At 67.0% G+C, this 10,287-nt stretch carries 14 protein-coding genes, 2 tRNA genes and 1 pseudogene; 2 read left to right on the top strand and 15 right to left on the bottom strand.

Annotation, left to right across the window (positions count from 1 at the left end; genetic code table 11):
• From U9979_RS15060 to U9979_RS15040, 5 genes are all read right to left on the bottom strand, one after another.
• On the bottom strand, positions 1-346 hold a 346-nt coding region (locus U9979_RS15060; protein ID WP_322779874.1), incomplete at its 3' end, for a TerD family protein.
• Between the two features lie 379 nt (positions 347-725).
• Positions 726-899, bottom strand: coding sequence for a hypothetical protein (locus U9979_RS15055; protein ID WP_322779873.1), 174 nt, complete (start codon positions 897-899; stop codon positions 726-728).
• A gap of 190 nt (positions 900-1,089) precedes the next feature.
• Positions 1,090-1,161, bottom strand: a tRNA-Gln gene (locus U9979_RS15050).
• A gap of 11 nt (positions 1,162-1,172) precedes the next feature.
• Positions 1,173-1,244: transfer RNA gene (locus U9979_RS15045), tRNA-Lys, on the bottom strand.
• 17 nt (positions 1,245-1,261) lie between these two features.
• A complete protein-coding gene (locus U9979_RS15040) occupies positions 1,262-2,701 on the bottom strand; it encodes a hypothetical protein (RefSeq protein WP_322779872.1) in 1,440 nt (479 codons plus the stop codon).
• 372 nt (positions 2,702-3,073) lie between these two features.
• On the opposite strand from U9979_RS15040, the gene U9979_RS15035 reads away from it, so the two are divergent.
• Positions 3,074-3,238 (top strand): hypothetical protein, encoded by a 165-nt coding sequence (locus U9979_RS15035; protein ID WP_322779871.1) that lies wholly within the window; start codon positions 3,074-3,076, stop codon positions 3,236-3,238.
• A gap of 374 nt (positions 3,239-3,612) precedes the next feature.
• Here U9979_RS15035 and U9979_RS15030 read toward each other — a convergent pair whose 3' ends face one another.
• The 9 genes and pseudogenes from U9979_RS15030 to U9979_RS14990 form a co-directional block, all read right to left on the bottom strand.
• Positions 3,613-4,209, bottom strand: coding sequence for an ATP-binding protein (locus tag U9979_RS15030; RefSeq protein ID WP_322779870.1), 597 nt, complete (start codon positions 4,207-4,209; stop codon positions 3,613-3,615).
• A gap of 357 nt (positions 4,210-4,566) precedes the next feature.
• Positions 4,567-4,911, bottom strand: a complete 345-nt coding sequence (locus U9979_RS15025) for a type II toxin-antitoxin system PemK/MazF family toxin (RefSeq protein WP_416220226.1) — start codon at positions 4,909-4,911, stop codon at positions 4,567-4,569.
• Positions 4,905-5,147 (bottom strand): ribbon-helix-helix domain-containing protein, encoded by a 243-nt coding sequence (locus U9979_RS15020; RefSeq protein ID WP_322779868.1) that lies wholly within the window; start codon positions 5,145-5,147, stop codon positions 4,905-4,907. The genes U9979_RS15025 and U9979_RS15020 overlap by 7 nt, the downstream gene beginning before the upstream one ends.
• Positions 5,148-5,243: 96 nt before the next feature.
• Positions 5,244-5,900, bottom strand: coding sequence for a cation transporter (locus tag U9979_RS15015; protein ID WP_322779867.1), 657 nt, complete (start codon positions 5,898-5,900; stop codon positions 5,244-5,246).
• A gap of 137 nt (positions 5,901-6,037) precedes the next feature.
• The gene (locus U9979_RS15010; protein ID WP_322779866.1) at positions 6,038-6,532 is read right to left on the bottom strand and encodes a hypothetical protein; all 495 of its coding nucleotides are present in this window, start codon (positions 6,530-6,532) and stop codon (positions 6,038-6,040) included.
• A gap of 103 nt (positions 6,533-6,635) precedes the next feature.
• Positions 6,636-6,809: a hypothetical protein gene (locus U9979_RS15005; RefSeq protein ID WP_322779865.1), complete on the bottom strand. Its 174-nt coding sequence runs from the start codon at positions 6,807-6,809 to the stop codon at positions 6,636-6,638.
• A 25-nt stretch (positions 6,810-6,834) separates the two neighbouring features.
• Complete coding sequence (locus U9979_RS15000; RefSeq protein ID WP_322779864.1) at positions 6,835-7,221, bottom strand: twitching motility protein PilT; 387 nt, start codon at positions 7,219-7,221, stop codon at positions 6,835-6,837.
• Complete coding sequence (locus U9979_RS14995; protein ID WP_322779863.1) at positions 7,218-7,484, bottom strand: hypothetical protein; 267 nt, start codon at positions 7,482-7,484, stop codon at positions 7,218-7,220. Before U9979_RS14995 ends, U9979_RS15000 begins: the two co-directional genes overlap by 4 nt.
• Before the next feature lie 243 nt (positions 7,485-7,727).
• Positions 7,728-7,850: pseudogene (locus U9979_RS14990) on the bottom strand (hypothetical protein); the annotation flags it as partial.
• On the opposite strand from U9979_RS14990, the gene U9979_RS14985 reads away from it, so the two are divergent.
• Positions 7,844-8,056 carry a WD40 repeat domain-containing protein gene (locus U9979_RS14985; protein WP_322779861.1) on the top strand — a complete coding sequence of 71 codons (213 nt, stop codon included), beginning with the start codon at positions 7,844-7,846 and terminating at the stop codon, positions 8,054-8,056. The pseudogene U9979_RS14990 and the gene U9979_RS14985 overlap by 7 nt on opposite strands.
• 786 nt (positions 8,057-8,842) lie before the next feature.
• On the opposite strand, the gene U9979_RS14980 is transcribed toward U9979_RS14985, so the two are convergent.
• A complete protein-coding gene (locus U9979_RS14980) occupies positions 8,843-9,253 on the bottom strand; it encodes a PIN domain-containing protein (RefSeq protein ID WP_416220225.1) in 411 nt (136 codons plus the stop codon).
• Positions 9,254-10,287: the final 1,034 nt, after the last annotated feature.

The raw sequence follows: 10,287 nt of genomic DNA, 5'->3' as shown, positions 1-10,287 counted from the left end.
CGGCGAACGTCACCCCCGACGCGTCCAGGCTGGCGGCCAAGACCACCCGTACGACGTCGGCCGGGACACGAGCCGGGTCCACATCGAGATCATCGGCCGTGCGGCCGCCCACGATGTGCTTGCCGCGCAGGCTGACGCTGCCGTCGGATGTGGTCGGTGCATTGAAGAAGACGAAGTCGGCGTCGCTACGCACTTTGCCGGAATCGGTGACCAGCAACGCGACCAAATCGACGTGCTCATCCAGTCGGGGATCGGCCTTCCACGACAGCGTCAGGCGCACCGGTCCGGTCCCCGCGATAGGAGCGACGGCCGTGTTCGCTCCCCGTGTTAATTCCAGCACGGCCACATTCTGCCGCCCGCTGCCGGCCGGGTCAGCAGCCGGCCTCCGACTTGGGGTCGATTACCATATCGGCACGAAAAATCACTGAATGCTACCAGCATCAAGGCCTTTCAGGTTGGTCGCTCATACCGCGAGGCGGACGTCCTTGCTTCAGAGTGGACAGGTGGCTGCTGGACGAACCTGGGCGCAGCCCGGATCTGTCAGCCATGGCGGATCTCCTGACGCTGATGGTGGGGCCGTGGCGAACAATGCTGCGGATCACCGATCACCTCCGAGGCTGTGAGCCGTGTTGGTGCCTATGCCGAGGCGGTGAACGTCGATGCGCGACTGGCGTTGACGATCATGCATTGAGCATCTGCCGGCCCCAGCCGGACTGCCGGTTGGATCAAGGTGTGGGGTGGTCGTCGGGTTGGGTGAAGACGAGGTCGGTGTCGGGCCAGCCGTCACCGACCTCGAGACGTTCGGTGTCCTGCCCGGTGCGGTGGGTGTGGAGAATCGTCATGGTCGCGGTGTCGAGGGAGACGGTGCGGGCGCAGGCGTCGGATTTCGGCCGGTCCATTTCGGTAGCCCAGCCAAGTTGCGCGATCTGCCAGCGGATGTCGATGGTGGCGTGATCGACGTCGAGGTCGGCCCAGTGCAGGGCGGCGCGTAGGACCGCGCGGATGCGTTGTTTGGTGGCGTTCTCGGTGACCCGCTGCCCGCGGCCAGCGGCCAGCGGCCAGCGGAATTCCGGTCTATGGTGGCGGCGGTCTCGTGGACCGGGCTCGAACCGGCGCCCACCCGGACCAGAGCCGGGCGCTCTACCACTGAGCTACCACAAAACCGCCGCCTGTCCCACCGGCCGGGCTCGAACCGGCGTCCACCCGGATTAAGAGCCGGGGCTCTACCGCTGAGCTACAGCGGGACGGCTCTGATGCTTTCCTACATCGAACCGGATTGTCCATCGGATATCGGTCGGCTGGGTAGGTCGCTGGCGACAACCTGCGCGGGCACGCCCTCGGCTACCACGGCCGTGGCGGAAGCACGTGTCGGCTTGCCGCTGAACACGCCCGCGGTCCGCAGCACCAAGGCCCACATCGGGTCGACGACGGACACGCCGTGCACCAGCTCCGGGGTCGGTGTGAACACGGCCACCGCACCGGGTGCGCGGGGCGCCGTCCAACCCCCCTTCTCCGGGTCGACGCCCGCCTCGGCGCACGCCGCCTCCACGTCGGCTCGCGTGCACCGGCCGCGGCCGGCCAGCACGTCCCACGGCAGCGGCAGCCGCGTCGACACCCCCACGTCAGGGTGCAGGCCGCCGGTCGTCCGGTGCCAGGCCGCCAGGTCCGCGGCGATCAGCATCATCGCCTTGCCGGGACACTCGACGTCGAGCGCGGCTGTCGCCCCGCTGGCCGCGAGACACGACAGCCACCCGGCACGCGCGGAGTTGTAGGCACCGCACAGCAGGTTCCACGTCGACGAATCGTCGCCCTTCCGGACGACCATCGTCGCCCGGTCGAAATGGCTCACCGCCCACACCCGGGCCAGCCGGTCTGCCGTCGCGCGCATCACCGCGGACCAACGGCCAAGCAGCGTCCCGCGTTCGGCATCGGTGAGCCGGCCGACGACGTCCGGCGGCGCGTAGGCCAGCGCGACCATCGGCCAGTCGGTGGAGGGGTTCGCAACGCACCGGCGGAACAGCATGTCCGCGACCTCGTCGTACGGGTTGTTCCGGCCGGCGAGCGTGAACTGCCGGCGCACCTTCCGTCGGGCCGTGTAGTAGGCCACGAAACAGCCGGCGTCGGGATCGGCACGGAACCGTTCCAGGCTGATGTCGGCAACGAAGCCGGCCCGGGCGGTCAGTGTCAGGCGCCGCTTGTCCTGCTCACCGTTGAGCCGTTCCGCCTTGGCGGCCAGCCGCTGCAACGCTCGGAACTGCCGGTTGTACTGCCGCTTGGGCACCTCCACGCCCGCCGCGGCGCGCGCCTCGCGGTTCAGCCGGTCCCGGAGGAAATCCAGCTGGTCTGGTGCGGCGCCGATCGCCGATCCCACCATGGCGGCGAACTCCAGCAGGCTGGCCGGGTTGTCCACCCCCACGTGCGACGTGGTCACGTCGAACAGCCGGGCGGTGGCCGCGACCTGCCTAGCGCCACCGACCGGACGGGCGAAGTCCATGCTCATCGAGGTCCAGCCACCCCAGCGGCGTGCAGCCACAGCCGCCCGACCCAGGACGACGCGTTCCCGCCGTCGGAGCCGGCCGGCCAGCGCCGTCAACACCAGCCCGGCTGCGCCCTCCGGGCGAAGCCGGGCGTCCAACGAACGGTGCAGTACGGCCAGAGCATCCTCGGGGCTCGTCGCGCTCGTCTCCACGACCCTGATCATGGCAGCCTTCGAGAACTCGCCGCAACGCATTTTTCGTGCTTCTCGGGCGGGAGTAGGTCGGATCGTCGTCCTCACGCCAGGCGGTGTCGCGAGTGTAGTGGATTTCGTTTTCGATGCCCCATTGGCCGCGGACGTGGGAGTGGAAGTAGGACGCTGTGGCACGTGTGCTCGTAGTGCTGGTGAGGACGAGAGCATATTCGCGAGTGAGGCGAGTTCCGGAGAGGTCGAACTCGTCTCGCCGGATGATGGCCGCATTGTTGACATGTGGGAACTCAGTACCTTCGGCTTTCGTGGCCCAGGTCTGCCAGTTTTTGATCCGGCCGTGTCCACGTTCCTCGACCCGACGAGGTCACCAAGTGGCTGCACGATGCGGTGCGGGCCGGCAATGTCAGCGCGTACGTCGAGGGTGACTTCCCGCGCTATGCGTGGACGCGGGCCGGTGAACGCGTCTATGAGGCGCGGCTGTGTAACTCGGGGTCCGGCGAGTACAAGGGGTATCCGATCCTTCCCGAGGAAGCTCCGGGGTGGCTCCCGTGAGCGTCGGGATCGAACTGCAGATCGAGTGGCTCGACTCACCGGGCGTACGTGCTCCTGAGCTGGCCGCCACCTGGGCGAGGTACCAGCTGTGGGTGGGCGGCAGCTGCTGGCGGGGCACATTCGTCCCTCGGCCACCAGGTCCGCGTACTGGACGTGGTCCAACCTGCGCCGGTACCCCTGGCTGCGCCAGCACAACCTACGAGGCGCCGGGGACGGGATGGCCTGGCCTGACAGTGGTGCCCGAAGGCGCGGTCACCCGGGTTGTCTGGGCCGCCGACGAGGACCGGCGAAGGGCCGAACCTACAAATCCACGCTGTCGGCATCGCCGATTGGTGGTCGGGACTGGCCGACAGACAAGCGGTGACCGGCGTGAACTACGGGTTTGTCCGCTGGTAGGTGGTGGGTCGTCCCCTGCCGCCGAGCTGGGTGACCAGACCACGGCTACGCAGATTGCGGAGGGTTTTGCGGATGTTCGGGGCGGTCAGGTTGAGTTCGTCCGTAAGGTCTGCGACGGTCCGCGCCCGGGTGGCGAGTGCCTGGTAGAGACGTCGTTCGGTGGCGGTCAGGTCGGGCTCGGTGGCTGTCGGGGTGGTGCTGGGTTGGTGGAGGACGACGGTGAACCGGATGCCGCTGTCGACGTAGTGGGCTGGCGGCAGGCCCTGTTCGGTGAGTGCCTCGGTGACGGTAGGGATGCCGCTGGCCAGGGCTTCGATGACGCGGGCGCCGGTTTCGGAGGACCGTACGTGCTGGCAGACGGCGACGAGTCGGGCGTTGCGTGCCGAGGTGACGGCGTCGCGGCCGAGCCGGTCGACGGTGATGCCGTACAGACCGCCGGGATTCGCGACGACGAGGCGGTCGCGCAGTAGTCGTACCTCGACGGCGAGGCCGGTGGACCAGTGGTCGAGGTCGCGGTGGACCAGCGCGTTGGCGACCAGCGGCTCACGTCGCTGACCACACCCAAATGTAACCACAGGCGAGTTACATTTACGTCCGGCGGTTACATGTAGCGGCGACACTCACGATGGGACAGTCCGGCGCGTACTGCAGGCGTAGTCACATGCGGCGACGATCGGTAGTGCGGCCAGCAGATTGTCCCCGGTATGAACGATCGTCACATCGGAGGCCGGGTCCATCGCGTTCGCGAGAGTCCTCTCGGACTGGTTCGCATACATCCGGATTCAGGGTTCGAGCCCCTGACGGCCCATTTTGATCTTGCATACGAACGCCCGGCTCCGTCGATGGCTCGACGGACTCAGGGCGCCGATGGCGACGACGACTTGTCAACCGGCAGTGTTCCTCCCGGCTGGTGTGATCCGCGCTCACCGTCGTCAGAACGCAAGAACGTGACGCAGTCCCCGGTCTACATCTCGCATGAGGCTCTCCGGTACAGCGCCGACGGCGCGCCCGAGCTCGCCCTTGTTGAGAGTGACGATGGCGGTCACGTTGACTACGGAGTCGCGCTGCAGGCCGGTCACAGCAGCGGGGATGAAGACGTTGCCGGGCATGGTGGCCAGCGCGGTGTTCGATGTGATGACGGCCGCGATGACCGTAACCAACCGGCTCGCGTTGTAGGACGCAGACTGGACGACCAGCACCGGGCGGCGCTTGGCTGGGCGACTACCCTCCGCCTCGCCAAGGTCGACCCAATGAACATCGCCGCGGGTGATCACCAGTCCTCTCCGTCGGCCAGGGCACGCCGGCCTGCGCGCACCGCGGCTTGGGACGACTCGTCGGGACCCGCGAGCGCAAGTGCGGCGTCGATGCGTTCGGTCAGGGACTGGGCGTCCAGCTCCTGGATGTAGCGACGGGCTGCTGTCGTGAAGAACTCGGAGCGGCTCACGCCGAGCGCGGCGGCGCGGCGCTCGGCCTCGCTGAACGTGTCGTCCGGGATCGAGATCGCAGTCTTCACACGGTTAAGTATAACTAGGTATAACCACCGCCGACAGTCATGATCCTGGCATTGCCGACAGCCTTGCGGACCGGGGCTGTCGATGGGCGTGATGAGTCAGCGATCGGCGGTGACGATTCCCCGTACCTCACGCACGGCGTAGAAGACAAGCACATAGCCCGCCAGCGGGTCGGCCCACCACCAGCCGAGCCCAGCGTTGAGGGCCAGGCCGGCGAGCACAGCCACGGCCAGGACACCGTCGACAAAGGTGACCCGGCCCTCGGCGGACAGCACCGGGTTGTCCAGCGCCGCGCCGGTGTGTGCCTTGCCCGCGGCAAGAATGACCATCACCACGGCGGTGATCGCGGTCCAGGCGATGCCGGCCGGGCTGTGGCGGGGACGGTAGCCAGCCGCCAGCACCACGGTGGACTCGATGACCAGATACAGGGCGAGCCCGGCGAACGCGGCCCCGATCAGGCGCAGCGCCCGGCGTTCACGGTCCTGCCCGGTGCCGGACAGTTCCCAGATCACCACGGTGGACGCGCCGATCTCGATGAGCGAGTCCAACCCGAACCCGGCCAGGGCCACCGACCGGGCCGCGACCGCGGCCAGCGTCAGGACGACGATCCCGACCGCATTCCAGCCCAGCGTGACGTACTCCAAGGCGAGACCTTGACGCAGTAGCACCGGTCGGCCGGTCCCGTCCGCGGCTGCCACCCGCGCAGTGTTCCAGACCGGTGCCCGGTCCCGCGCGGAAAGTCGGAACGACGGCATTGATCGTTATCAATGCGGCTCTGATCCGCGCAGCACACGGCCCCTGCGGCGTCAACCGGCCATGGCGGTACCGCAGGGCGGGAGGTGAAGATCCGCACGGAACAGGTCTCAATCACGCAACGCACTGAATTCTATGATCAACGTGCGGCCAGGCCGGCAACGGTCTGCGGAACGCCCTCGAACGCGCCGACCGGCGCGAGCCGACCATCCTGCCCCACCGCCCAGCCGAGAACCCGGCGGCCGTCGGGGGTGACGGCCCCGGTCGCTCTAACCGGGGGTTCCGTGCCTGCGGTACCAGCAGGCCTGCTCGACGCCGTCTGGAGCGCGTGCGAACCGCGGCTGCAGTCCCGTCCCCGCACATCACCGACCCACCCCCGGCTGCCACCGACCCCTGCCAGCAGCAGCCCGCAGGCGGACCCGACCAGCACCGAGCACAGCAGCAGACCGGGAGCGCCCACCAATGCCGCAGATCCGGCGGGAGCGACCCGCACCGGCCGGAACGGATCGCCTTCGGGATCGACACCCTCGGCTGCTGGCAGGTGGAGATCCGTGACGGCCACGGCCTGATCCTCGACGAGCCTGCCGGCGTCGATCTGCCACCGGTGGACCTCGACCGGTACGCCACCGACCACCCGGCGGACGCCGTCGCCCTGCAGCAGGCACTGACCGCCCGCTTTCCCACGCAGAGATCCTCCGGCGGCCCGGGGTCACGAACAGCGAGGGTGTTGCCGCCGTCTACCGGCCCTCGCGGCCGTTGCCGCGGGCCGCGAAACCGCCCTGGCCGGGACCGAACACTCCACCACCGGCCTGCGCACGGCCGCCGGCCTCACGCGGGCCGCGAGCCTGGGCTCCGTCGAAATCGCCGAACGCACCGGCTACGCCCGCAGCACCATCATCCAACTGCTGCACGCCGTCGACCTGGCTCTGTTGCCCGCTATACCTTGATGATCGTGAATGGTCGGGCGTTCGGGAGGTGCCCGGCCAGATGTTGAAGATCACCCGGGTCGGATGTGTACACGACCCCACCGTGACGGGCGGCCAACAGAACGACGATCGCGTCGACCCCGTCACTGGAACGGGAACGGCCCAACAGCTCCCCGACAGCGCGCGCTGTCATCTGGTCGACCGATTCGACCAGACAACCGCGGAGCAGTCGCGCGAGGCGGGCCTGTCGCGCCCCGTCCCGCCAGACCTGCCAGATGACCGGCGCCGGGACCACGGGAGTGACGCCGCCGGCCAGCGCCTTGATATGGCGAGCCCACATGCGTTCGTCGTCACGTTCGCCTGCGACGAGCGCGCCAGCGTCATAGAGCAGGTTCACGCGGTCCGGCGCGGGAGGATGCCGACGTCTTCCAGCTCACGTTGGGCCTCGTCGAGGGTACTCTGTGACAGCGGGCCATGTTCGGCCTCCCACTCCCGGGCAGCTGCCAGACCATCCGCGATGACCGCTTGCCGGTCGAGTCGCTCCACGATCGCTTCACGTACCCACGCGGACAGCGACGCCCCCGCGCTGCGGGCGGCGTCCTCGGCACGGGCACGAAGATCATCACCAAGATACAGCGGAGTCGATGTCGTTCTGACCATGCCTGCCAGCATACCCCGATGCGAATCGCATGCGAATCTATCGCATTGAGGTCGACCGCAGATGTGGTACCGGTGCGGCTTGGACCGTACCCGCTTTAGTGGACACTCGGTAAAGCTGCCCGATTGATCGGGAGCGCGAGATATGGGCTCGGCGGACCGACCTGATCATCTGGCCATGCCTAGTAGCACTTCGTTAGGCCATGTTGATATTGGCGGGTGGGGGTAAAGAGAATGAGGCGGACCTCACCAGCTCGTCCGGATCTCTTGGCGCCCATCGGACCACTCCGTGTGGAAGGTGCCTGGGTCGTCGATGCGTCGGTAGGTGTGGGCGCCGAAGTAGTCGCGCATCCCCTGGACCAGTGCGGCGCTGGGTGGCGAGCCTGCTGGCGTTGAGCACGCGCCCGGAGGGTGCAGCGCAGGCACCGCCGTCGTATCGGCGTCCGCAGCCGGTGCCGCGGAGAATCCTTACCGGCCACACCGGCGCGGTGATGTCCGTGGCGTTCGCCCCGGACGGCAGGACCATCGCCAGCGCCAGCAACGACGGGTTGGTGCGGTTGTCGGACCTTTCGTGAGCTAAACCGCTGGCCGCGGCTATGAGCATGCGTCGGTGCGGTCCACCTCCGCGGGTATGCGCCAGGGGTCGCGCGCTCGCTGGCAAGTCCACACCATCCGAGTTACGAACATCGTTTAGAAGATCGTCAATCTCTTTCACCGAACCGTGCCCGTTCGGCCAGCGCGGCTTCCCAGTCGGCCTCCAGCTGGCGTACGACCAGCCGGTTTTCCGGCTCGGCCAGCTGGTACTGGCGCCGGGCCCGGTCCGCCTGGTAGTCGGCCCGTTCCAGCCGCTGCCACCAGATCTGGTCGAGCCTGTCACGTTATTTCTACAGGCCCGCCACATAGAACCGTCCCGCGGATGACGACGGAATCGGACCTCGGGGATCACTCGCACGTGCGCTGATAGGAGTTGCCCATAGACCTGCCCGGCGAGCTCGATCGGGATGGTTGCTTACTGGCTATTTCCGTCGCTTGCGTGCTGTACTTCGACGCCACTACCAGTGGGTTACCAGCCGAATCCCCCACAGGTTCCGATAGTTGCACCTGGAGATTTACGCCCCAAAGTGCGTCGCGTGCGTACGCCACGTCATCCTCCGGCCAGCTGGAGTGAGTGCCCGGTGCTCGTCGGGTCCTGTCCACGTCCGAAACTCGTCCATAGGATCTGACCAGGGCTTCTATCTCACTCCATGATTGATAGGATTTCCGTCGGAAGCGATTCGACGCCTGTACCTCTGTTGTCCAGCCGCGCTCTGCCAGCTACAAGTGCTAGTGACCGCGAAACTGCCACGCGGATCCGCCAGTCGTCACGGAAGCAGATCGAACGCCGGGACGTGCTTGGGGCGCACGACCGTAAAATGACGTCGGTCGAGCGTAGCTACCTGCGCCGTTCCAAGCCGCTCGGCGACTGCAACGACCGATGCGTCGACGGCTCCGAGCGGGAGGTTGTCGTAACGGCGGACCAGATCTGCCATCCTTCGAAGATCGCTTTTCTGGAGCTCCACGAGCCGAAGCTCATCAGCGGCGAGCGCGTCAAGGAAGGCCGCCTCAGCCTGGGAACCCCGCTCACGCTCAAGCAACCAGCACACCTCGGTCAGCACCGGAGCCGGAACCAGCAACAGCCCGGCATAACGCTCCAACAGGTCCAGACATCGCTTGTGATCAGCGTCATCGGCATCAAGAGCCGCGACAAGCGGCCCGGTGTCGACCACCATCACGTGGGACGCCCCAGCTCCGCACGGATGATCTCCTCAGACCGAACAGCAAGATCCCCTCGGCCGCTGTGGAGCATGCCTGCGAATGACAGGCGACGCACCGGCTGCTCGGCAACGGTTCCATCCTGATCCTCAGCGGCTGGCTCACCCGCCGGCACCGAACTCACAAGGTGACGCACGACGTCCCGAACTGCACCAGCCTGTTCCAGGGTCAGACGGTCCACCAGTTCATGGAGTTCCGCATACGTCATCTGCATAGGACCATGGTAGGCGGCCGAGACCGAGGCCGGCTATGACGTTGCAGAGCCACGTCGCATGGGGGCCGCCGTCCACTGGGGTCGGCCCCTGCAGACGTGGTGCCGATGCGGTTGCCGATCACACGAATGCCAGCGACGTCATCCGCCGAGCACTCCGGGCGTGGCGGATGACGTCGCGTAGGCGGCGACGTCTGGCGAGAGGTGCGGAAGATCCCCGACGATCAGCATCGCGCTGCCGGGATTCGTCAAATACTGTGGATAACGTACATGATTATCTGTTATCCGAAGAAACGATGGGTGCTGTGGGCTCATTGCGGGTGCGGGCGTTGCGAACCTGACCGGCAGTGCCCGGCACCCGCTGGCACCTGAAATTGCCCTGGCCTGCACGTTCGGGCATTCTCGGGTTCGGGCGGACATGTTCCGGCACGTATTCCAACGTTCTTTTAATCTCTGGGTTCAGGGTTCGAGCCCCTGGCGGCCCACATCCGATCATGGTTGTGGCCTGCGGTGATCTCGCTTTCTTGATCGACCAAAGAAGATCCTTTGAGGGTTATGGGCTCAATGCGGGCTCAAACCGCACGATCTTGTTCACCGGGTGATCGTATGGGCTCAACACCTTGCTCCATTTAGTGACGTTGCGTGCCTGCCTACGGGTAGCCCGATACCCGACTCGGACACACCCTGGTGATGTGCTCCGAGTGGTGCCGTAGACACTGCGAGCTCGGAGAAGGCTGCCGCGAGTCGGCGTCGCGGGGCTGGGGCACGCACCTATTGCCGGGC

The organism is Protofrankia sp. Cas4 (genome assembly GCF_963555915.1).
In the GTDB taxonomy this organism is placed as follows: Bacteria; Actinomycetota; Actinomycetes; order Frankiales; family Frankiaceae; genus Protofrankia.
This window is presented reverse-complemented; position numbering and strand designations above follow the sequence as displayed.

Bases quoted from the DNA above. Each gene is read 5' to 3' on its own strand.
- U9979_RS14995 (WP_322779863.1), bottom strand. From the start codon at position 7,484: ATGGTCAGAACGACATCGACTCCGCTGTATCTTGGTGATGATCTTCGT.
- U9979_RS15015 (WP_322779867.1), bottom strand. From the start codon at position 5,900: ATGCCGTCGTTCCGACTTTCCGCGCGGGACCGGGCACCGGTCTGGAAC.
- U9979_RS15040 (WP_322779872.1), bottom strand. From the start codon at position 2,701: ATGATCAGGGTCGTGGAGACGAGCGCGACGAGCCCCGAGGATGCTCTG.
- U9979_RS15055 (WP_322779873.1), bottom strand. From the start codon at position 899: ATGGACCGGCCGAAATCCGACGCCTGCGCCCGCACCGTCTCCCTCGAC.